Source organism: Sphingomonas molluscorum, from assembly GCF_039522995.1.
Taxonomy (GTDB): domain Bacteria; phylum Pseudomonadota; class Alphaproteobacteria; order Sphingomonadales; family Sphingomonadaceae; genus Sphingomonas; species Sphingomonas molluscorum.
This window is the reverse complement of sequence record NZ_BAAAEL010000001.1, coordinates 714,031-734,769: the sequence shown is the minus strand read 5'-3', so window position 1 is coordinate 734,769 and position 20,739 is coordinate 714,031. Positions and strand designations below refer to the sequence as shown.

The 20,739-nt window shown below is 70.4% G+C and carries 19 protein-coding genes; 11 read left to right on the top strand and 8 right to left on the bottom strand.

All coding sequences use genetic code 11. From position 1 onward, the window contains the following. Positions 1-15: 15 nt before the first annotated feature. Both ABDZ92_RS03580 and ABDZ92_RS03575 read left to right on the top strand, forming a co-directional pair. Positions 16-633 (top strand): TIGR02117 family protein, encoded by a 618-nt coding sequence (locus tag ABDZ92_RS03580; RefSeq protein ID WP_241211949.1) that lies wholly within the window; start codon positions 16-18, stop codon positions 631-633. Continuing rightward, on the top strand, positions 621-1,337 hold the full coding sequence (locus ABDZ92_RS03575; RefSeq protein WP_206432238.1) for an esterase/lipase family protein: 717 nt from the start codon (positions 621-623) through the stop codon (positions 1,335-1,337). The genes ABDZ92_RS03580 and ABDZ92_RS03575 overlap by 13 nt, the downstream gene beginning before the upstream one ends. Here the strand turns inward: ABDZ92_RS03575 and ABDZ92_RS03570 are convergent. The 4 genes from ABDZ92_RS03570 to ABDZ92_RS03555 form a co-directional block, all read right to left on the bottom strand. Continuing rightward, positions 1,331-1,624: a hypothetical protein gene (locus tag ABDZ92_RS03570; RefSeq protein ID WP_125961769.1), complete on the bottom strand. Its 294-nt coding sequence runs from the start codon at positions 1,622-1,624 to the stop codon at positions 1,331-1,333. The two genes, ABDZ92_RS03575 and ABDZ92_RS03570, sit on opposite strands and share 7 nt — an antisense overlap. A gap of 86 nt (positions 1,625-1,710) precedes the next feature. Next, on the bottom strand, positions 1,711-2,439 hold the full coding sequence (locus tag ABDZ92_RS03565; protein WP_125961767.1) for a DsbA family protein: 729 nt from the start codon (positions 2,437-2,439) through the stop codon (positions 1,711-1,713). An 8-nt stretch (positions 2,440-2,447) separates the two neighbouring features. After that, the gene (locus tag ABDZ92_RS03560) at positions 2,448-3,809 is read right to left on the bottom strand and encodes a M48 family metalloprotease (RefSeq protein ID WP_125961765.1); all 1,362 of its coding nucleotides are present in this window, start codon (positions 3,807-3,809) and stop codon (positions 2,448-2,450) included. 124 nt (positions 3,810-3,933) lie between these two features. Then, on the bottom strand, positions 3,934-6,723 hold the full coding sequence (locus ABDZ92_RS03555; protein WP_241211947.1) for an Rne/Rng family ribonuclease: 2,790 nt from the start codon (positions 6,721-6,723) through the stop codon (positions 3,934-3,936). A gap of 435 nt (positions 6,724-7,158) precedes the next feature. Between ABDZ92_RS03555 and ABDZ92_RS03550 the strand changes: the two genes are divergently transcribed. The 7 genes from ABDZ92_RS03550 to ABDZ92_RS03520 all read left to right on the top strand — a co-directional run bounded on the left by ABDZ92_RS03550 (position 7,159) and on the right by ABDZ92_RS03520 (position 15,076). Next, on the top strand, positions 7,159-8,088 hold the full coding sequence (locus tag ABDZ92_RS03550; protein ID WP_425542270.1) for an N-acetylmuramoyl-L-alanine amidase family protein: 930 nt from the start codon (positions 7,159-7,161) through the stop codon (positions 8,086-8,088). Positions 8,089-8,169: 81 nt separating this feature from the next. Further along, a complete protein-coding gene (locus tag ABDZ92_RS03545) occupies positions 8,170-10,680 on the top strand; it encodes a penicillin-binding protein 1A (RefSeq protein WP_125961762.1) in 2,511 nt (836 codons plus the stop codon). A 122-nt stretch (positions 10,681-10,802) separates the two neighbouring features. Continuing rightward, positions 10,803-11,930, top strand: a complete 1,128-nt coding sequence (prfB, locus tag ABDZ92_RS03540) for a peptide chain release factor 2 (RefSeq protein WP_125961761.1) — start codon at positions 10,803-10,805, stop codon at positions 11,928-11,930. 62 nt (positions 11,931-11,992) lie between these two features. Beyond that, positions 11,993-12,718, top strand: coding sequence for a class I SAM-dependent methyltransferase (locus ABDZ92_RS03535; RefSeq protein ID WP_241211946.1), 726 nt, complete (start codon positions 11,993-11,995; stop codon positions 12,716-12,718). A 32-nt stretch (positions 12,719-12,750) separates the two neighbouring features. Then, a complete protein-coding gene (locus ABDZ92_RS03530; RefSeq protein WP_125961848.1) occupies positions 12,751-13,545 on the top strand; it encodes a thymidylate synthase in 795 nt (264 codons plus the stop codon). After that, positions 13,542-14,009, top strand: a complete 468-nt coding sequence (locus tag ABDZ92_RS03525; RefSeq protein ID WP_125961760.1) for a dihydrofolate reductase — start codon at positions 13,542-13,544, stop codon at positions 14,007-14,009. The genes ABDZ92_RS03530 and ABDZ92_RS03525 overlap by 4 nt, the downstream gene beginning before the upstream one ends. A gap of 128 nt (positions 14,010-14,137) precedes the next feature. Next, positions 14,138-15,076 carry a bifunctional riboflavin kinase/FAD synthetase gene (locus ABDZ92_RS03520; protein WP_125961758.1) on the top strand — a complete coding sequence of 313 codons (939 nt, stop codon included), beginning with the start codon at positions 14,138-14,140 and terminating at the stop codon, positions 15,074-15,076. Positions 15,077-15,170: 94 nt separating this feature from the next. On the opposite strand, the gene hemA is transcribed toward ABDZ92_RS03520, so the two are convergent. Both hemA and murI read right to left on the bottom strand, forming a co-directional pair. Further along, positions 15,171-16,412 carry a 5-aminolevulinate synthase gene (hemA, locus tag ABDZ92_RS03515; RefSeq protein WP_125961757.1) on the bottom strand — a complete coding sequence of 414 codons (1,242 nt, stop codon included), beginning with the start codon at positions 16,410-16,412 and terminating at the stop codon, positions 15,171-15,173. 73 nt (positions 16,413-16,485) lie between these two features. Continuing rightward, positions 16,486-17,283, bottom strand: coding sequence for a glutamate racemase (gene murI / locus ABDZ92_RS03510; protein ID WP_125961755.1), 798 nt, complete (start codon positions 17,281-17,283; stop codon positions 16,486-16,488). A gap of 146 nt (positions 17,284-17,429) precedes the next feature. Between murI and plsY the strand changes: the two genes are divergently transcribed. Next, entirely contained in the window at positions 17,430-17,999 is a 570-nt protein-coding gene (gene plsY / locus ABDZ92_RS03505) for a glycerol-3-phosphate 1-O-acyltransferase PlsY (protein ID WP_125961754.1), read from the top strand. Continuing rightward, the gene (gene dprA / locus ABDZ92_RS03500) at positions 17,992-19,083 is read left to right on the top strand and encodes a DNA-processing protein DprA (RefSeq protein ID WP_125961753.1); all 1,092 of its coding nucleotides are present in this window, start codon (positions 17,992-17,994) and stop codon (positions 19,081-19,083) included. Before plsY ends, dprA begins: the two co-directional genes overlap by 8 nt. 41 nt (positions 19,084-19,124) lie before the next feature. On the opposite strand, the gene ABDZ92_RS03495 is transcribed toward dprA, so the two are convergent. Together ABDZ92_RS03495 and panC are read right to left on the bottom strand one after the other, a co-directional pair. Next, positions 19,125-19,823 carry a hypothetical protein gene (locus ABDZ92_RS03495; protein ID WP_125961752.1) on the bottom strand — a complete coding sequence of 233 codons (699 nt, stop codon included), beginning with the start codon at positions 19,821-19,823 and terminating at the stop codon, positions 19,125-19,127. 60 nt (positions 19,824-19,883) lie between these two features. Continuing rightward, positions 19,884-20,723 (bottom strand): pantoate--beta-alanine ligase, encoded by an 840-nt coding sequence (gene panC, locus ABDZ92_RS03490; RefSeq protein ID WP_125961751.1) that lies wholly within the window; start codon positions 20,721-20,723, stop codon positions 19,884-19,886. Positions 20,724-20,739: the final 16 nt, after the last annotated feature.

Genomic DNA, 20,739 nt, shown 5'->3' with positions numbered 1-20,739 from the left:
TGGCTGGGCGCGCTGGTGGTCGGCTATGGCGTGGCGGGGCTGGTCGGCGGCGCCTTTGCGCTCAACCGCGGCTGGGTGCCGCCCGAGGCAGGCGTGCGCGTCTGGGTCGAGGACAATGGCATCCACACCAGCATCATCGTGCCGGTGGCGGCGGAGGGCGTGGACTGGCGCGACCTGGTGCGGCCGGAGGACCTGCGCGACCCGCGCTTTGCCGGGCACAGCCACCTGTCGATCGGCTGGGGGGATCGCGGCTTCTATATCGGTACGCCAACCTGGGGCGAGCTGAGCCCGAAGACGGTGCTGCGCGCGGCGGTCGGCAGCGACGACACGGTAATGCACGTCGGCCATCTCGCAGAGCCCGTGGAGGAAGCGAGCGTGCGCTCCGTGCTGCTGCGGCCCGAGGAGTATCGCCGGCTGGCCGGCTTCATTCGCGGAAGCTTTGCAGTGGGCCCGGACGGGCGCGCCGGAAGCGTGCCGGGCTATGGACGGTCGGACGCCTTTTACGCGGCGCACGGCCGCTACAGCACGATCCGCACCTGCAACAGCTGGACCGGCGAGGCGCTGCGCCACGCGGGCGTGCGCATGGGCGCCTGGACGCCGTTTTCCGCAACGGTGATGGCATGGCTACGGTGAGGCCGCCGCTGGGGCCGCCGCCGCTTCGCCACACATTGGTCGAATGGCCGCGCGCCGCCTGGGGCGTGGCGCAGCTGGCGATCGAATGGCGAGCGCTGGTGACCAGTCCGGCCGGCGACGGTCGGCCCGTGATGGTGTTGCCCGGGCTGTTCAATTCCGATCGATCGAACCTGGTGATGGTCCGCTACCTCGCGGCGCTCGGCTACCGGGCGAGCGGCTGGGGGCTGGGGCGCAACCTGGGCCGCCGGACCATCGGTGCGGAGGGCGAGCGGCTGTTCGCGCGCGTGGACGAACTGGCCGAAAAGGCAGATGCGCCCGTCACGCTGATCGGCGTCAGCCTGGGCGGGATCATGGCGCGGCTGTCCGCGCACCGCATGCCGGGGCGGGTGCGGGAGGTGATCACCGTCTCCTCCCCCTATGCGGGGCCGGCGCGTGCGACGCGGGTGTGGCGCGCCTATCAGCGGATCACCGGCGACCGCATCGATGCGGCGGAGACGCTGGCGCTGGCGGAACTGGTGCGAAGCCCGCTGCCGGTGCCCGCCACCGCGATCTGGAGCCGGAGCGATGGGCTGGTGAACGGGCTCGCCTGCCGGAGCGACGACTGCCGCGCGATCGAGATCCGCAGCAGCCACCTGGGCGTTCAGCTGCGGCCCGACGTGCTCCGCGCGATCGCCAGCATCCTGGCGGAGGGTGCCGATCAGTAGGGCTGGTCGCGCTGGATGCGCTCGGCGTCCTTGCGGGCGCGCTTTTCCTCCTCGCGGGCGCGCTTCTCTTCCTTGCGGCGCTGGCGTTCTTCCTCGGCCTGCTGCTTGCGCAGCTTGCGGCCGGCGTTGCGATCGGCCTCGTCCTGGCTGGTGGTGGTCCAGTCGACCACTTGCGACCCGACGCGCACCGGCGCGGTGGCGACGTCCCAGGCGGTCTTGGCGACGCAGCCGCCGGCGAGCAGGGGCACGAGGGCCAGGGAAAGGATCAGGCGCGGGGACAGACGCATGGGAACAGCTCCTCGTGGGGCCGCGGCGCGGCGAAGCGACCCTAGCAGCATAACGCCCGGGCGGCAGGGGCGATGCGGCGGTTGGATCAGGCGGCCGCGCGTGCCTTTGCGACTGCCGCGGAAAGCCCTTCATAGCCGACCGCGCCGCTCAGCATCTGATCGCCGACCACCCAGGTCGGCGTGCCGGTGACGCCGAGTTGCCCCGCCTGCTGCAGGTTGCGCGCGATCTCCTGCGCGATCGCCGGCGAGGCGATGGCGGCACTCGCGCGTGCGACGTCGAGCCCGGCCTTGGCCGCGGCGCGCGCGATCGCATCCTCGCCGAGATCCTGCTCGGCATAGAGCGCGGCGTGGAAGGGCCGGAACTTGCCCTGTTCGGCGGCGGCGAGCGCCCATTCGGCGGCGGTGCGGCTGCCGGGGCTCAGGATCGGCAGCTCGCGGTAGACGATGCGGACCTTGGGATCGTCCGCGAGCAGCTTGTCGATGGCAGGCAGGCTCGCGCGGCAATAGCCGCAGGCATAGTCCATATAGGCGACCAGCGTGACGTCGCCCTGCGGGTTGCCGGCCCAGGCGCCGGCGAACGGCGTCTCGATGCCGCTGCGGTTGGCGGCGACGGCCTTGCCGACCTCGCGCTCCTGGAGCTTCTGCATCGCTTCCGGCAGGATTTCGGGGTGCGAGAGCACATAGTCGCGGACGATCGCCTCGGTACGGGCGCGGTCGCTGCCGGGAAGGAGCGGCTGCAGCAGGGCGAAGGCGCCGGCGCCCAGCAGCGCGGCGAGCAGCAGCGCGCCGAAGGCGAGGATAGGATTACGCGGCATCGGGGTCCTTATTGCGCGGAAAGGCGCCGGCGGTTGGGCTTGCGCTCGTCGAGTTCGTTCTGCGCGATCATCTGGATGTCCTGGGCGCGGAGCCGCTCGGAGCTTCCCTCGGGCAGGCCCGCAACCGCCGCGCGGGCGCTGGCGAGCGCCATCTGCGGCTCCCCGATCAGGCTCGCCCGCTCCGCCATGGCGAGTGCGACGCGCGGCTGATCGCCCTTGCGCTCGTAGATGGTGGCAAGCTGGGTCCAGGCGAACGGGTTTTCGCGATCCCGGCCGACCGCCTGGCGCAGCACCTTCTCGGCCTCCGCCAGATGGGCGGGGTCCTCGGTCGCGATCAGCGCGTGGCCGAAGGTGGCGGCGATCAGCGGCTGCGAATTGGTGCGCTCGGTCGCCTCGCGCAGCGGCGCGAGGGCGTCTGCGGGACGGCCGGACTCCAGGAGGATCTGCCCCTGAAGCTCCAGGAAATAGGGGTCGTGGGGCTTGGTCTTGACCAGCGCCGCCGCCTCCTGCTGCGCCTGTTCGGGATAGCCCGTCAGGTGATAGGCATAGGCGCGGGCGTAATGGGCCGGGATGCTGTTGTCGCTGGCGGGGTAGCGCCGCAGCGTTTCCTTGGGATCATTGACGTAGCCGCGCAGCTTCGCCTGGACGCGCAGGAAGCGTTCCTGGAGCGCGGGATCGGTCGGCTTGCCCCAGGCGGGCTGCGCCTGAAGATCTGCGGTCAGCGCGCTGATGCGCTCGCCGCTCAAGGGGTGGGTGCGGTTGTAGCTGTTCTCCTGCGGGATCGCGAGGCGGTACTCCATGTTCTGGAGCTTCTTGAAGAAGGACAGCATGCCCGCGCCATTGACGCCGGCGGCGCCGAGATAGCGGGCGCCGGCGGCGTCGGCAGAGGTTTCCTGCGTGCGGCTGAAGGCGAGATAATTGCCGAGCGCGGCCTGCTGGCCGGCGGCGAGGATGCCGGCTCCAGCCGAGCCCGCGCCCGCAGCCACGGCGGCGACGCCGAGCAGCAGGCTGAGGATCGAGATGCTGGTGGCAGGGCCGGCCCCGCGGCCGGCGAGCGCGACATGGCCGCCGACGATGTGGCCGACCTCGTGCGCGACGACGCCCTGCACTTCGTTGATGTTGTCGGCTTCGTCGATGAGGCCGGAGTGCAGATAGACTGCCTGACCGCCGGCCACGAAGGCGTTGACGCTGGGATCGTTGAGCAGGACGACGGTGAAGTTCTTCGGGTCGAGCCCGGCGGCGACGGCGATCGGCCGCGCCATGTCGGCGAGCAGCGACTCGGTTTCCGCATCGCGCAGGATCGACTGGGCGGCGGCCGGCTGCGCGCAGAGGAGGAGCGCGGTGGCGAGGCCTGCGAGGATGCGCTTCATGGCAGTCCTTATCGGCAATGCCGGCGCTAGGTTCAATGCCGGCAACGCGCTGCTGGCGATGTGCGGCTGAACCGATGGTGAAGCGAGCCCCTCCCGCCCGGGCGGGCGGGAGGGGCTGCGTGGCTTATGCGCCGAAGGTGCGCTGCCACCAGCCGCGACGCGGCGTGGCGCCCTCGGTCGCCTCGGACGAAGCATCGCCCTGGGCGGTGTCGGCGTCGGTGTCCGCCGGTGCCGCTTCCGGCTGCGCGGCAGGTTCGGGCGCGGCCTCGGCTGCAGGCGCTGCCGCTTCCGGTGCCGCCTCGGCGGCCGGCTCTGCCTTGCGGCGACGGGTGCGCTTGGGCTTTGCCGGTGCTTCCTCGGCCGGAGCCGGGGTCGCGGCCTCGACCGGTGCCGGGGCCTCAGCCTCGGCGGCAGGCTCCGCTGCCTTGCGGCGGCGGGTGCGCTTGGGCTTGGGCGCTTCCTCGGCGGCGGGAGCCTCGGCCTCGGGAGCGGGAGCCTCGAGTGCCGGGGCGGGAGCCGCCTCGACCGCTGCCGCCTCGGCAGGGCGTGCCGACGGACGGCGACGCGTGCGCTTGGGCTTGGCAGGTGCCTCTTCCGCAACCGGTGCCGGAGCCTCGGCGACTGGCTCGGCGGGAACTTCGGCCGGAGCCGGTTCCGCCGCGGCCTCTACCGGCGCTTCCTCGGCAGGCGCGCCGGTCTCGACCGGAGCCTCGTTCTGCGCGGTCTCGGTTTCGCCAGCCGCTGCCGGTGCGTCGCTGCGGCGACCGCCACGACGGCCACGGCGACGACGGCGACGGCCTTCGCCACCGGCTTCGCTTTCGCCCGCCGGGCTTGCCTCGGCTTCGTCGAGTGCCTCAACCTCGACGACCTCGGTTTCCTCGTCGGTGTCCGCGGTGTCGACGCCGGCGTCCTCGGCCTCACCGCTGTCCCCTTCCTCGCGGTTGCGACCGCGGCGACCGCGACGGCGACGGCGGCGCTTGCGGCCTTCGCCTTCGTCCTCGTCGCGGCGACGCTGCGGCTGTTCCTCGCGGGCCTCGGTCGCCTCCTCGGCTTCGTCCAGCTCCTCCTCGTCCTCGATCTCGTCGAGGAACTCGTCCTCGGGCAGCTCGAGCAGGGGCGCGATCTTGGGCGGATAGGCCGGGGGCGGGCCGGCGGCCTCGACCGTCATGCGCGCGCCCTCAAGCGTGCCGTCCGCCGCAACCTCGACGCTCACGCCGTAGCGATCCTCGATCTCGGCGATGTCGGCGCGCTTCTTGTTGAGCACGTAGAAGGCGGCTTCCTGGCTGCAGCGCAGCAGCAGTTCGGAGCCGCGGCCGCGAGCGGCCTCGTCCTCGATCATGCGCAGCGCCGACAGGCCGGCGGACGACGCGGTGCGGACCAGGCCCGAACCCTCACAATGCGGGCAGGTGCGCGTGGACGCTTCCAGCACGCCGGTGCGCAGGCGCTGGCGGCTCATTTCCATGAGGCCGAAGGCGGAGATGCGGCCGACCTGGATGCGCGCGCGGTCGTTCTTGAGCGCTTCCTTCATCGCCTTCTCGACCTTCCGGACGTTGGACCCGTGGTCCATGTCGATGAAGTCGATGACGACGAGTCCGGCCATGTCGCGCAGGCGCAGCTGGCGGGCGATTTCCTGCGCCGCTTCCAGGTTGGTCGCGGTCGCGGTCTGCTCGATGTTGTGCTCGCGCGTCGACCGGCCGGAGTTGATGTCGATCGAGACCAGCGCCTCGGTCGGGTTGATGACCAGGTAGCCGCCCGACTTCAGCTGCACGACCGGGTTGTACATGGCCGCCAGCTGGTCCTCGACGCCTGCGCGCTGGAACAGCGGCACGGCGTCGGCGTACTGCTTCACCTTGCGCGCGTGGCTGGGCATCAGGAGCTTCATGAACTCGCGGGCCTGACGATAGCCGTCCTCGCCCTCGACGATCACTTCCTCGATGTCGCGGTTGTAGATGTCGCGGATCGCGCGCTTCAGCAGATCGCTGTCGCCATAGACCAGCGCGGGCGCGGTCGAGTGCAGCGTCTGTTCGCGGATGCCGTCCCACACGCGGGCGAGATAGTCGAAGTCGCGCTTGATCTCGGTCTTGGTGCGCTGGAGCCCGGCGGTGCGGACGATGCAGCCCATCGAGGGCGGCAGCTGCAGCTCCGACATGATCGACTTCAGGCGCTTGCGGTCCGACGACGAGCTGATCTTGCGGCTGATGCCACCGCCATGCGCGGTGTTGGGCATGAGCACGCAGTAGCGGCCGGCGAGCGACAGATAGGTGGTGAGGGCCGCGCCCTTGTTGCCGCGTTCTTCCTTGACGACCTGGACCAGCAGCACCTGGCGGCGGCGGATCACGTCCTGGATCTTGTAGCGGCGGCGCAGGTTCATGCGGCGCTGGCGCAGCGCGTCGACCGCGGCATCGTCGCCACCGCCGCGACGCTTGCGCTTGCGGTTGGACGGCGCAGGCGCGCCTTCCTCGTCGCCGGCGTCCTCGCCCGCGTCGTCGTCGTGCTCGTCCTCGTCGTGCTCCAGCACGTCGACGTCGCCGTCCGCGTCCAGCGCGATCGCGTCTTCGTCGTCGTAGCCTTCCTCGTCCTCGTCCTCGTCGTCCTCCCGGGCGCGCAGGGCGGCTTCCTCGGCGGCGTGCTCCGCCTCCTCGCGCAGCAGCGCCTCGCGATCCTCCTTGGGGATCTGGTAATAGTCCGGGTGGATTTCGGAGAAGGCCAGGAAGCCGTGGCGGTTGCCGCCGTACTCGACGAACGCGGCCTGGAGCGACGGCTCGACGCGCGTCACCTTGGCGAGATAGATATTGCCCTTGAGCTGCTTGCGCTCAGCGGATTCGAAGTCGAACTCCTCGATCCGGTTCCCTTTGACGACAGCCACGCGGGTTTCTTCCCGGTGGCGTGCGTCGATCAGCATACGCGTGGTCATTGAAAAGTCTCCGGGCGCGGCGGGCGGCCTGTGGCCGGCGCGGCGCGCCATGGGCGGCGCTGCCGGGCGGATCGGGATCCGCGGCGGCGCTGCATGGGTCGATGAATGCCTCTGCCGCACGGGCATGGCCGGACCGGTGGTCCGGGCCAAACGTCACCGACCAGCGTCCGCCTGTCGCGGTGCTGCTGGAACGGGACGGAACATGCCTCATGCGAGCGTCAACCTGGTTTCCCCGCTGGTCGGCGCAGATGCGGCGGGCGGGTGTGGGAGCGCCGGCCGTCGAGTGGACGACAAACGGCGTATCCGTTGCGTAGCATTGCCGTTGCGATGCGGCAACAGCGCGCTACGGCACCTGACGGCCGCACGCGGCTTGCATCGGCAGACAGGCTTAGGAAGACTTTAACCCGATGCTTTCACCATCGCTCGGGCAAGGGGGTGCGCCCCCGGCAAGACTGCACGCGGACAACGAGTAGGCTTATGATTTCACGCCGGGCCGGGTTCGGACCCACCCTTCGCACCGCTGGGCTCTGCGCCGCCGCGCTGGCGATGCTGGCGTCGCCGCTGGCCGCAACCGCAGCGCCGCCGCCGGGAGGCGATGCGGCGCGGGCGCGGATGACCGTGCCGGCTGCCCGCAAGGCCGGCCGCCTGCCGCGCATCGAGGGCGTGGCGGGGCGTCCGCTGGTGGTGATCGATGCGGGCCATGGCGGGCATGATCCCGGCGCGCTGGCGTCCTGGGACGGGGGCCTGCGCGAAAAGGACCTGACGCTGAAGCTCGCACGCGAAATGCGCGACCGGCTGCTCGCGTCCGGCCGAGTGCGCGTGGCGCTGACCCGCGACCGCGACGAGTTCCTGATCTTGCAGGAGCGATTCGGCATCGCCCGCCGGCTGGGCGCGGACCTCTTCATTTCGGTGCATTGCGACAGTGCGGAGAACCAGGGCGCATCGGGCGCGTCGATCTACACGCTGTCCGAAGTCGCCTCGGACCGCGAGGCGGCCCGCCTGGCGGCGCGCGAGAACAAGGCGGACATCCTGGCGGGCGTCGACCTGGCCGATGCCTCGGCCGACATTTCGTCGATCCTGATCGACCTGACCCAGCGCGAGACCATGAACGCCTCGGCCGGGTTCGCCCGCCTGTTGGGCCGCGAGGCCAAGCCGCTGGTGCCGCTGAAGCCCAACTACCACCGCATGGCATCGCTGATGGTGCTGAAGGCGCCGGACATGCCGTCGATCCTGTTCGAGACGGGCTATATCTCCAACGAAGACGACGCCAAGCGGCTCAATTCGGACTCCGGCAGGCGCGCCCTTGCCGAGAGCGTGCGCCGTGCGGTGGAGGTGCATTTCGCGCGCCGGCTCGCCGCGCGCTGACGCCCGGGCGGGACGGGTCGACCGTCGCCCCGCGGCCAAGCTGCTGGCACGGCGGTCCAAACCTGCTACATCGCGCGGCCGATGAGTGCCGCTTTCGATCCCGCGACCGCCCGCCCCGAACCCGCGCCCGAGGGCCGGCGCGCCCGCTTCCGCCGCATCCGGCGCCGCTGGTGGTTCCGCCTGCTCGCCTGGGCAGCGCTGCTGGCGGGCCTGGCGATGGTGGTGATCTGGTTCTTCCTGATCCGCACGCTGCCGTCGGTGGAGGCGCTGCGCAGCTACGAGCCGCCGCTGCCGACCAACGTGCGCGGCATCGAGGGAACGCCGATCCATAGCTATGCCCGCGAGCGCCGGGTCGAGCTGTCCTATCCCGAATATCCGCCGCTGCTGGTGAAGGCTTTCCTGGCCGCTGAGGACCGCACCTTCTTCGAGCATCACGGCGTCGACTATCCCGGTATCGCCAGCGCGATGCTGACCAACCTGCGCAACGACGGGCGGCCGATCGGCGCCTCGACCATCACCCAGCAGGTGGCCAAGAACCTGCTCTTGAGCAACGAGGTGAGCTACGTCCGCAAGGCGAAGGAGGCGTTTCTCGCCTATCGCATCGAGGACGTGCTGACCAAGCAGCAGATCCTGGAGCTCTACCTCAACCAGATCGCGCTGGGCCGGAACGCATTCGGCGTCGAGGCGGCGAGCCACGCCTATTTCGACAAGGACCTGGAGCAGCTGTCGCTGGCGCAGATGGCGTATCTGGCGATCCTGCCCAAGGGACCGTCCAACTACACGCCCGAGCGCGGCTATGACCGCGCCATTGCCCGGCGCAACTGGGTGCTGGGCGAGATGCTGCGCAACGGCTTCATCACCCAGGCACAGCATGACGGTGCGGTCGCCCAGCCGCTCGGCACCACGCCCCGCCAGACGCCGCGGTTCGAACGCGTCGGCGGCTATTTCATCGAGGAAGTGCGCCGCCAGCTACTCGGCCGCTTTGGCGAGAACGACAAGGACGGGCCGCACAGTGTCTATGCCGGCGGCCTGTGGGTGCGCACCTCGCTCGACCCGCGGCTGCAGGGCTTTGCCCAGGACGCGCTGCGGCGCGGGCTGATCCGCTACGAGTCGGGCCGCGGCTGGTCCGGGCCGGTGCGCCAGGTGGAGATCGACGGCGACCGCTGGCAGCAGGCGCTGCTGAACACCAATATCGGGCTGGACTATAGCGACTGGCGCGCCGGCATCGTGGTGTCGCGCGACAGCGGTTCGGCGGTGATCGGCTTTGCCGACGGCAGCACGGGCACGCTGCCGCGCTCGGCCGCGCAGATGCCGGTGCGGGGCAAGGGCGGCGCTGCCTTTGGCGCGCTCAAGGCCGGTGACATTATCGCGGTGGCGCCCGAGGGCGGGCACTTCGCGCTCCGCTCCGTGCCGCGCGTCTCGGGCGGCATGGTGGTCGAGGAGCCGCGCACCGGGCGTATCCTTGCGATGCAGGGCGGGTTCGATTCGCGACTGCAGGCGTTCAACCGCGCCACCCAGGCAAAGCGCCAGCCGGGATCGACGATCAAGCCGATCGTCTATTCGGCCGCGCTGGAAAAGGGGATGACCCCGGCGACGATCATCGCCGACGCGCCCTATTGCGTCGACCAGGGCGGGCGGCTGGGCACCAAATGCTTCCGCAACTTCTCCGGCTCCTATGCCGGCCCGCACACCATGCGCTGGGGCATCGAGCAGTCGCGTAACCTGATGACGGTTCGCGCGGCGGCGGCGACGGGCATGACGAACGTCACCGACCTGATCCAGCGGCTGGGCGTGAGCGAGGGGCGCTATCCGTCCTACCTCTCCTATGCGCTGGGCGCGGGCGAGACGACGGTCGCGCGGATGGTCAACGCCTATTCGATCCTGGTGAACCATGGCCGCGCGCTGAAGCCGAGCGTCATCGACTTCGTGCAGGACCGCCATGGCAAGGTGATCTGGCCGCAGGACTGGCGCGCGTGCGACCGCTGCAATGCGCGCGATTGGGACGGCAAGGCGATGCCGCGGCCGGTGATCCGTTCGCGCCAGCTGCTCGACCCGCTGACCGCCTACCAGATGGTCCACATCACCGAGGGTGTGGTCCAGCGCGGCACCGCCGTCACGCTGCGCGACCTCGACCGGCCGATGATGGGCAAGACCGGCACCAACAACGGGCCGACCGACGTGTGGTTCGTGGGCGGCACGCCGCAGATGATCGGCGGGCTCTACATCGGCTATGACACGCCCCGGAACCTGGGCGGCTATGCGCAGGGCGGGACGCTGGCGGCGCCGATCTTCAAGGCGTTTGCGGTCAAGGCGTTCGAGGGCATGGAGAAGCTGCCGTTCACCGCGCCCGCCGGCATCCGCATGGTGCGGGTGGACCGCGGGAGCGGCAAGCCGGTCTATGGCGCCTGGCCGACGACCGATCCCAAGGCATCGGTGATCTGGGAAGCGTTCAAGCCGGAGAGCGAACCGCGCCGCCGCGCGCGCCGTTCGCGCGAGGGTGAAGGGGCGGCACCGGTGCAGAAGGCAGCGCCGCGGGCGCAGGCGGCACCGCAGGACAGCGATTTCTTGCAAAGGGAGGGCGGCATTTACTAGGGGCGGGGACGACCATCCTGCCCGAGCCGGCAGTTCCTTTTCTGACGATACATTGAAGCGCCGCCCTTGCGGCCCGAGATTCCCGGGTTCATCCGGGATCTTCGAAGGTGGAGAGAATTTCGATGCGCGCCGAAGCGCAAGCCCATGTCGACAAGATCAACGACGCGCTGGCGCTGTTGCGCCGCTTCCTCGACTGGGACCGCGCGCTGCGCCGCCTGGACGAGCTGAACGCGCGCGTCGAGGACCAGAGCCTGTGGAACGACCCCAAGGCCGCGCAGGAAGTGATGCGCGAGCGGCGGCGGCTGGACGAGGCGATCACCGCGACCCGTGCGATCGAGGCGGAGCTGTCCGACACGGTCGAGCTGATCGAGATGGCGGATGCCGAGGGCGACGCCGAGATGGCGGACGAGGGCACGCAGAGCCTGGCCCAGCTGGCGGAACGCGCCGAGCAGGACAAGGTAAAGGCGCTGCTGTCGGGCGAGGCCGACGCCAACGACACCTATATCGAGATCAACTCGGGTGCCGGCGGTACCGAGAGCCAGGACTGGGCGGGCATGCTGCAGCGCATGTACACGCGCTGGGCCGAGCGGCGCGGCATGAAGGTCGAGCTGATCGACTATCATGCCGGCGAGCAGGCGGGCATCAAGTCGGCGACGCTGCTGGTGAAGGGCGAGAACGCCTATGGCTATGCCAAGACCGAGAGCGGCGTGCACCGGCTGGTGCGCATCAGCCCGTACGACAGCGCGGCACGGCGCCACACCAGCTTTTCGAGCGTGTGGGTCTATCCGGTGATCGACGACAACATCGACATCGAGATCAACGAAAGCGAGCTGCGCATCGACACCTATCGCGCGTCGGGCGCGGGCGGTCAGCACATCAACACGACCGATTCGGCGGTGCGCATCACCCACCTGCCGACCGGCATCGTGGTGCAGTGCCAGAACCAGCGTTCGCAGCACAAGAACAAGGCCGAGGCGTACAACCAGCTGCGCGCGCGCCTGTACGAGCGGGAGCTTGCCGAGCGCGAGGCGGTGGCGAACGCGCAGAATGCCACCAAGACGGACATCGGCTGGGGCCACCAGATCCGTTCCTACGTCCTCCAGCCGTACCAGCTGGTGAAGGACCTGCGCACGGGCGTGACCTCGACCGCGCCGGGCGACGTGCTCGACGGTGCGCTCGATCCGTTCATGGCAGCGGCGCTGTCGCAACGCGTGACCGGCGAGACGGTCGAGGTGGAGGACGTCGACTGATCGTGGGGCGGGTCTTGCCTGGGCTGGATAGGCGACGCGCGGCACGGGCCGGGGCGGCGGCGGTGGCGGCGTGCGCCCTGCTGCTGGGCGCCTGCGACGCGACCGAGCCCAAGCTGCCCGAGCGCAAGTCCGAGGCGAAGGCGTCCGACTTTCCGGCGGCCGACCGGCCGGTGGCGACCATCGTGTCCGCGCGCTGGTCGACCGAGGAAGCACGCGACCGGCTGAACGAGGCCGAGGAAGTGATGGACGGCGCCGGCATCGCCAAGGGGATGACGGTCGCGGACATCGGCGCGGGCGAGGGCTATTACACGATCCGCCTGACCCAGCGGGTCGGCCCGGACGGCCGGGTGCTGGCCGAGGACATCGTGCCCGAGGTGCGCGACGCCCTGGCGCAGCGCGTGGCACGCGAGCGGCTCGACAACGTCAGCGTGCGGCTGGGCAAGGCTGACGACCCGCGGCTGCCCGAGGCGAGCTTCGACCGGGTGCTGATGGTGCACATGTACCATGAGATCGCCGAGCCTTACGCGTTCCTGTGGCACCTGCGGCCCTCGCTGCGCCCGGACGGGCTGGTCGTGGTGGTGGATGCCAACCGTGCGACGCAGAACCACGGCACGCCGCCGGCGCTGCTGCGCTGCGAGTTCGAGGCGGTCGGCTATCGCCAGGTGTCGATGCGGCCGATGCCGTCCGCGGGCGGCTATCTGGCGACCTTCCAGGCGGTGGGGCCGCGCCCGGAGCCGAGCGCGATCCGCCCGTGCCGGCTGAACCCGCCGGCGCCCAAGGCAGGCTAGGCTTCCGCACGCGCAGCCGCTACGCCGGCGGCATGCAGCAATATCTCGACCTGATGCAGCGCGCGCTCGACACGGGCGTGGAGACGATGGACCGCACCGGCGTCGGCACCCGTTCGGTGTTCGGCCACCAGATGCGCTTCGACCTTTCGGCGGGCTTTCCGGTGCTCACCACCAAGAAGCTGCACCTGCGCTCGATCATCGTCGAGCTTTTGTGGTTCCTGCGCGGCGACACCAATGTGCGCTGGCTGCAGGAGCGCAAGGTGAGCATCTGGGACGAGTGGGCGGACGAATCGGGCGACCTCGGCCCTGTCTATGGCAAGCAGTGGCGCGATTGGGAGACGGCCGATGGCCGCCACCTCGACCAGATCGCCGAGCTGATCGCGACGCTGAAAAGCAATCCGGCGTCGCGGCGGATGGTGGTCTCGGCCTGGAATCCGGGTGACCTGCCGGCGATGGCGCTGGCGCCCTGCCACTGCCTGTTCCAGTGCCATGTCGCCAACGGCAAGCTGTCGCTGCAGCTCTACCAGCGCTCGGCCGACATCTTCCTGGGCGTGCCGTTCAACATCGCGAGCTATGCGCTGCTGACCCATATCCTGGCGGACCAGTGCGGGCTGGGGGTCGGCGAGTTCGTGTGGACGGGCGGCGACTGCCACCTCTACCTCAACCACCTCGACCAGGCGCGCGAGCAGCTGTCGCGCACGCCCACCGCGCTGCCGCGGCTGGAGATCCTGCGGCGGCCGGACGGCATCGACGGCTACGAGCTGGAGGACTTCGTGCTCCACGACTATGTCGCCCAGCCGCATATCAAGGCGCCGGTCGCGGTATGATCGTCTTCCACCTGGCGCGGGCCGACAATGGCGTGATCGGACGCGACGGGCAGCTGCCCTGGCACCTGCCGGCCGACCTCAAGCGGTTCAAGGCGGGCACCATGGGCAAGCCGATGGTGATGGGCAGGAAGACGTTCGAGAGCTTCCCGAGCCCCCTGCCGGGGCGGCGGCACATCGTGCTGACGCGCGACCGCAGCTGGAATGCACCGGGTGCCGAGGTGGTGCATGATCCGGAGGCGGGGATGGCGCTGGCCGGCGATGGCGAGGTGGCGGTGATCGGCGGAGCGGAGGTGTTCGCGCTGTTCCTGCCGCATGCGGACCGGATCGAGCTGACCGAGGTGCATGCTGCGCCTGATGGCGATGCGGTGGTGCCGGCGTTCGAGGGCTGGCGCGAGGTGGCGCGGGAGGACTTTCCGGCTGAGGGCGAGCGGCCGGGGTACAGCTTTATAACACTGGTGCGGTAGCAAGGCCGCGGACGGTAGCGCCCGGTGCCCTGGGCTCCTGCCTGCGCAGGAGCACGGTAGAGTTGGAGCGCGACCTGCGGTGACGCGCATGGTTTGCCTGCGCGCCCGCTTTCCCTATAGCGCGGGGCATGGAGCGGCTGGACGGCAGCTCGGCGGTCCCCGCAGGGTTGCGCGGCGGGATCGTCGCGCTCGGCAATTTCGATGGTTTCCACCTCGGGCACCAGGCGGTGGTGCGCCGGGGGGTGACGCGCGCGCATGCCGAGGGACGACCCGCGATCGTCGCGACGTTCGACCCGCATCCGATCCGCCACTTCCGGCCTGATGCCGCCCCGTTCCGGCTGACGACGCTCGATCAGCGCGAGCGGCTGTTCGCCGACGCCGGCGCCGATGCAATGCTGGTGTTCCGGTTCGATGCCGCGCTTGCGAGCCTGTCGGCCGCGGCGTTCGTGGAGGAGCGGCTGCGCGGGCTGGCGGGGATCGGCGGCGTGGTGACGGGCGCCGATTTCACCTTCGGCAAGGGACGCGATGGCAATGTCGCGGTGCTGGCGGCGCTGGGCGCGGCGCAGGGGTTTTCGGTCGACACGGTGGCGCCGGTCGAGGAGGGGGGCGAGCCGGTCTCGTCGAGCCGCATCCGCGCGCTGTTGGAGGCGGGCAGGCCGGCGGAGGCCGCGGCGCTGCTGACCCGGCCGTTCGCGATCCAGGGCATGGTAGAGCCGGGCGCGCGGCTGGGGCGGGAGCTGGGCTTCCCGACCGCCAATCTGACGCTCGGGAGCTATCTGCGCCCGGCCTATGGCATCTATGCGGTGCGCGGGCGGCTGGCCGATGGGCGCGTGCTCGACGGCGTCGCGAACCTGGGCATCCGGCCGATGATCGAACCGCCGCTGGAGCTGCTCGAGCCGCATTTCTTCGACTTCTCCGGGGACCTGTATGGGCAGCGGATCGAGGTCGACCTGATCGAGTATCTGCGGCCGGAGTGGCGGTTCGACGGGCTGGATGCGCTCAAGGCGCAGATCGCGCGCGATTGCGAGGACGCGCGGGCGGTGCTTGCGGGGACGGCGCGCCCATAGCGCGCACCGTGCTCCTGCGGAGGCAGGAGCCTAGAGGTATCCGCCGTTGCGCTTTGCTGCCCTGGGCTCCTGCCTGCGCAGGAGCACACAGATGTCAGGCGGCGCGGCGCATTTCCAGGCGGCCCCAGATCTCGACCAGCGCCTCGGTGAGTTCGCGCATCATCGACTCGTCATGGGCGGGGCCGGGGGTGAAGCGCAGGCGCTCGGTGCCGCGGGGCACAGTCGGGAAATTGATCGGCTGCACGTAGACGCCGTATTCGGCGAGCAGGATGTCGCTGACGCGCTTGGCCTTGACCGGATCGCCGACCATCAGCGGCACGATGTGCGTGGTCGAATCCATCACCGGCAGGCCGGCGTCGCGGAACATCGCCTTGAGCTTGGCGGCAGCGACCTGCTGGCCCTCGCGCTCGGCTGACGATGCCTTCAGGTGGCGGACGCTCGCGAGGGCGCCTGCGACCAGCACCGGCGACAGCGAGGTCGTGAAGATGAAGCCAGGCGCATAGCTGCGGATCACGTCGATGATCGTGCGATCGGCCGCGATATAGCCGCCCATCACGCCGAAAGCCTTGCCGAGCGTGCCTTCGATGATGTTGAGGCGATCGGCGACGCCGTCCCGCTCCGAAATGCCGCCGCCGCGTGCGCCGTACATGCCGACGGCATGGACCTCGTCGAGATAGGTCAGGGCGTTGTACTTGTCGGCGAGGTCGCAGATTTCGGCGATCGGCGCGATGTCGGCGTCCATCGAATAGACGCTTTCGAACGCGATCAGCTTGGGCGCCTGCGGATCCGACTCGGCCAGCAGCTCTTCGAGGTGCTCGAGGTCGTTGTGGCGGAAGACGCGCTTCTCGCAGCCCGAGTTGCGGATGCCCGCGATCATCGAGGCGTGGTTGAGCTCGTCGGAAAAGATGATGCAGCCCGGCAGCACCTTGGCGAGGGTCGCCAGCGTCGCCTCGTTGGAGACATAGCCGCTGGTGAACAGCAGCGCGCCTTCCTTGCCGTGCAGGTCGGCCAGCTCGCTTTCGAGGTCGATGTGATAATGGGTGTTGCCACCGATGTTGCGGGTGCCGCCGGAGCCAGCGCCGACGTCGTGCAGCGCCTCTTCCATCGCGGCGATCACCTTGGGGTGCTGCCCCATCGCCAGATAGTCGTTGGAGCACCACACCGTGATCGGCTTGGGCCCGTTATGCCCGGCGAAGCAGCGCGCGTTGGGGAACATGCCCTTGTTGCGCAAAATGTCGATGAAGACGCGGTAGCGCCCCTCGGCATGGAGCCTGTCGATCGCTTGGTTGAAGACGCGGCTGTAATCGACCGCGCGAACGGTTTCGTCGCTGGACATGCCGGTCTGCATAGCGGCAGGACCCTTGTTTTTCTACTCTCAAAGCCTCGTTTAGAGCGAGCGGGGCGTTCGATTACAGCAATTTGATCCTGGTCAAGCCGAAGCGCGCCAGCGCAGGCCGCAGCAACTCGATCGCGGGGTCCACGCCGGTGAACACGGCCGTGCCTTCGCCCGAAGTGTGAGGCCAATCGGCGCCGTCGAGCAGATGGGCGATGCGCCGCGCGATGCCTTCTCCACCGTCGACGAACTGCAGCGGGCGCCCGGCTGCCGCCTCCAGCCGATCCGAAACCAGCGGGAAGTGGGTGCAGGCGTTGACGATCACGTCGATCCGATCGCCGTCGGGCTGGTCGAGCAGGCCCGCGAGCACGGCGCGGTAGGCGTCGTCCTCCGCCTCCTCCCCGCGCAGTCGCGCCTCGGCAAGGGCGACCAGCGCGGCCGAGCCGTGGCGCAGGACGCGGCAGTCGGCGGCGAATCGGGTGGCCAGATCGTCGACATAGGGCTGGCGCACCGTCGCCTCGGTCCCGAGCACGCCGATGACGCGCGTGCGGCTCAACTCGGCCGCGGGCTTGATCGCCGGGACGGTGCCGACCACGGGCAGGTCGAGCGCGGCGCGCACCGCCGGCAGCGCGATGGTGGAGGCGGTGTTGCAGGCGATCACGATCAGCCGGGGATGAAAGCGTTCTGCCAACCGCCCGAGCAGTGCCGGGACGCGTGCGGCGATCTCCGCCTCGCTGCGGGTGCCATAGGGATAGCCTGCCGAGTCGGCTGCGTAGACGATCGGCGCGCGGGGCAGCAGCCGCTGGGTGGGGGCGAGCACCGACAGGCCGCCGACGCCGGAATCGAAGAACAGGATCGGGCGGGAGTCGGGCATGCGGGGCAGATCCTTGCGCGCGGAGAGACGTTCCCGCTTTGATCGAGGTTGTTGCGCCCCGATACCGAAACGCCTAGCGTCGGGGCAACAGGGGTACGAAATCAGTCTTGCCAACCGACTTCTCATCGGCGCCGGCGCTTTGCGCAATGCTGCTTGGCTATCTGCTGGGCGCGATCCCGTTCGGGCTGCTGCTCGCGCGGTGGTTCGGCGCGGGCGACCTGCGGGCGATCGGATCGGGCAACATCGGCGCGACCAACGTGCTGCGCACCGGGCGCAAAGGGCTGGCGGCGGCGACGCTGCTGCTGGACGCGGCCAAGGGCACGCTCGCGGTGGTGCTGGCCGAATGGCTGTTCCCCGGCCATGGCCCCTTCGCGGCGGGGGCTGCGTTCCTGGGCCATTGCTATCCCGTCTGGCTTGGCTTTCGCGGCGGCAAGGGCGTCGCGACGATGCTGGGCGTGGTGCTCGCGCTCCACTGGCCGAGCGCGCTGGTGTTCGCGGTCGTGTGGTTGGGGCTGCTCGCGCTGCTGCGCATCTCCTCGGTGGCGGGCATGACCGCCTGCATCTCCGCACCGGTGAGCGCGGCCTGGTTCGGGCAGTTCGACCTGGTGCTGCTGCTGCTGGGAATGGCCGCGGTGGCGCTGTGGAAGCATCGCGAGAATTTGGGCCGGTTGCTCGACGGCACCGAGCCCCGCGTCGGCAGCCGCAAGGGTGGCTGACGCCGACCCGCGGATCGATCGGCTCCGGCTGATCCGTTCCGCGAACGTCGGCCCCATCACCTATCGCCAGCTGGTTGCGCGCTTCGGCAGCGCGACCGCCGCCTTGGAGGCCCTGCCACACCTGGCCGCACGCGGCGGCGGGCGCGCGCCGGTGATCGCGTCCGAGGACGCGGTGCGGCGGGAGGTCGCGCGGACCGAGCGGCTGGGCGCGGGCTATCTGTTCCTGGACGATGCCGACTATCCGCCGCTGCTGGCAGAGATCGAGAATGCGCCGCCTGCGCTGATCCTGCGCGGGAGATTGGCGCTGCTGGCACGGCCGTGCGTGGCGATGGTCGGCGCGCGCAATGCGTCGGCCGCCGCCTGCCGTTTCGCGCGCCAACTGGCGGAGGCGCTGGCGGACGAGGGGATCACGGTCGTCTCCGGCCTGGCGCGCGGGATCGACACCGCGGCGCATGCGGGGTCGCTCGCCGGCGGTACGGTGGGGGTGATCGCGAGCGGGATCGACATCGCCTTTCCGCCGGAGAATGCCGCGCTGCAGGAGGCGGTGGCGGAGCGGGGCCTGCTGGTGGCGGAGCAGCCGCCGGGGACGGAGCCGCGCGCGCGGCACTTCCCGTATCGCAACCGGATCATCGCCGGACTGTCGCAGGGGACGGTGGTGGTGGAGGCGGCGCCCAAGTCGGGATCGCTGATCACTGCGCGCCTCGCGGCGGAAGCAGGGCGCGAGGTGATGGCGGTGCCCGGCAGTCCGCTCGACCCGCGGGCGCAGGGCTGCAACTTGCTAATTCGGGAGGGGGCGACGCTGATCCAGTCGGCAGCCGACGTGGCGGAGATGCTGCGCCCGATCGATCCGCGCAGCGTCCGCTCGCCCGGCAGCCGGTATGCGGCCGAGCCGGTCGCCGAGGATGCCGGCGAGGCAGAGCGGCGGCGGGTGACGGACTTGCTCAGCCCCGTGCCGGTGCCCGTGGACGAGCTGGTCCGCCAATCCGCGCTCCCCGCAGCCGTGGTGCAGATCGTGCTGCTGGAGTTGGAGCTTGCCGGGCGACTGGAGCGGCATGCGGGCGGACGGGCGAGTCTGGCGGGCTGAACCAAGTCGGCGGCGCAGTCGCCGGGCGCGGGGGTGTCACATCAGGAGCGAGGACGGGGGGCGTCGTCTTCAAGGGCGGTGCCGCCGCCCATGCCCATGCCGCCCATGCCTCCTCCCATGCCGCCGCCGCCGCCACCACCACCGCTGCCGCCGCGCTCGCCTTCCTTTCCGCGCCCCCCGGAACTGGCCGGACGGCTGGGGCCCTGGAGCGGCATGGCGAGGTCGGCGGGGATCGGGTCGAGGCCCAGCGCCTCCCGGATGAAGTCGCGCAACGCCACCACCAGGGCGTGGGTGTGGACCGGATGGCCGGCGACGAGTTCCTCCACCGCCTGCCGGGCCAAGCGGACGTGCTGCTCGGTCCCGAGCAGGATGATGTCGGAAAGCGCCGCTTCGACGGCGTCGCGGATGCGGCGGGTGCGCTCGGAGCCGGCGGCGCGCTCTGCCGTGAGGTCGAGCGCCGCCATCGGTTCGGTGGCGGCGCCGGCATCGCTGCGGCGGCGCAGCTCGCGCAGGTGGGTGGGATCGACGGTCAGATCCCCGGTGAACGAGCCGCCGAGCGTCTTGTAGGCGGCGATCAGCGTGCGGACCCGCTCGTTGATCTGCCGGTTCATGCGCTCCCGGCGCTGCTGGATGGTCATCATCATCACCAGCCGGGTGCCGACGCCGATCAGGGTGAAGAGCGCGAGCCCGACCAGCGTTGTGAGCACGCTGTGCCAGTCGGTGAAATCCAGATTGCGCATATCCTGCCTCCCGCGGCCGTCCCTGTGGTGGGGAACGCCCGGGCGGGAGGCTGGTGCCGGTCAGGCAGGCAGGACGGCGACGTTGTCGATCAGCCGGGTGTTGCCGATCCGGGCGGCGGCGAGCAGGCGCATCGGGTGGCCGGGAACAGGATCGCCCAAGGTCTCCGCATCGACCAGCGCGATATAGTCGGTCTCGAACCCGGCCTGGGCGAGCATGTCGTGGGCCTGGGAGAGCGCCTCGTCGGCAGCCCCGCCCTTTTCCAGCGTGCGCGCGGCGATGCCGAGCGCGCGAGGCAGGGCGACGGCACGCTGGCGCTCGTCCGGATCGAGGTAGAGGTTGCGGGAAGAGAGGGCGAGGCCGTCGTCGTCGCGCTGGGTCGGCACGCCCACCACCTCGATGCCCAGGTCGAGATCGGTCGCCATGCGGCGGATCACCGCCAGCTGCTGGAAATCCTTTTCGCCGAACAGGGCGACGTCAGGCCGGACCTGGCCGAAGAGCTTGGCGACGACGGTGGCGACGCCGTCGAAGTGGCCGGCGCGATGCGCGCCCTCCAGGATGTCGCTCACGCCGGACACCGAGACGGTGGTGGCGAAGCCCGCGGGATAGATTTCCTCGACCGACGGCATCCACAGGACGTCGGCGCCTGCTTCCGTCAGCATGCGGGCATCCTGCATCTCGCGCCGGGGATAGCGGGCGAGATCCTCGTTGGGGCCGAACTGCTTGGGATTGACGAAGATCGACACCACCACGCGGTTGGCGCGGCGGCGCGCGGCATCGACCAGGGCCATGTGGCCGGCATGCAGCGCGCCCATGGTCGGAACGAGGGCGACGCTGTCCCCTGCGGCGCGGTAAGAAGCCAGCGCGTCGCGAAGCGCGTCGAGCTGACGGATGGTTTGCACGGCCCCAATGCCTCCG

Excerpts from the sequence above, each read along its gene's own strand:
- ABDZ92_RS03575 (WP_206432238.1), top strand. The coding sequence starts at position 621 with ATGGCTACGGTGAGGCCGCCGCTGGGGCCGCCGCCGCTTCGCCACACA.
- ABDZ92_RS03570 (WP_125961769.1), bottom strand. The coding sequence starts at position 1,624 with ATGCGTCTGTCCCCGCGCCTGATCCTTTCCCTGGCCCTCGTGCCCCTG.
- ABDZ92_RS03565 (WP_125961767.1), bottom strand. The coding sequence starts at position 2,439 with ATGCCGCGTAATCCTATCCTCGCCTTCGGCGCGCTGCTGCTCGCCGCG.
- ABDZ92_RS03560 (WP_125961765.1), bottom strand. The coding sequence starts at position 3,809 with ATGAAGCGCATCCTCGCAGGCCTCGCCACCGCGCTCCTCCTCTGCGCG.
- ABDZ92_RS03555 (WP_241211947.1), bottom strand. The coding sequence starts at position 6,723 with ATGACCACGCGTATGCTGATCGACGCACGCCACCGGGAAGAAACCCGC.
- ABDZ92_RS03545 (WP_125961762.1), top strand. The coding sequence starts at position 8,170 with ATGAGTGCCGCTTTCGATCCCGCGACCGCCCGCCCCGAACCCGCGCCC.
- prfB (WP_125961761.1), top strand. The coding sequence starts at position 10,803 with ATGCGCGCCGAAGCGCAAGCCCATGTCGACAAGATCAACGACGCGCTG.
- ABDZ92_RS03530 (WP_125961848.1), top strand. The coding sequence starts at position 12,751 with ATGCAGCAATATCTCGACCTGATGCAGCGCGCGCTCGACACGGGCGTG.
- ABDZ92_RS03525 (WP_125961760.1), top strand. The coding sequence starts at position 13,542 with ATGATCGTCTTCCACCTGGCGCGGGCCGACAATGGCGTGATCGGACGC.
- ABDZ92_RS03520 (WP_125961758.1), top strand. The coding sequence starts at position 14,138 with ATGGAGCGGCTGGACGGCAGCTCGGCGGTCCCCGCAGGGTTGCGCGGC.
- hemA (WP_125961757.1), bottom strand. The coding sequence starts at position 16,412 with ATGTCCAGCGACGAAACCGTTCGCGCGGTCGATTACAGCCGCGTCTTC.
- murI (WP_125961755.1), bottom strand. The coding sequence starts at position 17,283 with ATGCCCGACTCCCGCCCGATCCTGTTCTTCGATTCCGGCGTCGGCGGC.
- plsY (WP_125961754.1), top strand. The coding sequence starts at position 17,430 with ATGCTGCTTGGCTATCTGCTGGGCGCGATCCCGTTCGGGCTGCTGCTC.
- ABDZ92_RS03495 (WP_125961752.1), bottom strand. The coding sequence starts at position 19,823 with ATGCGCAATCTGGATTTCACCGACTGGCACAGCGTGCTCACAACGCTG.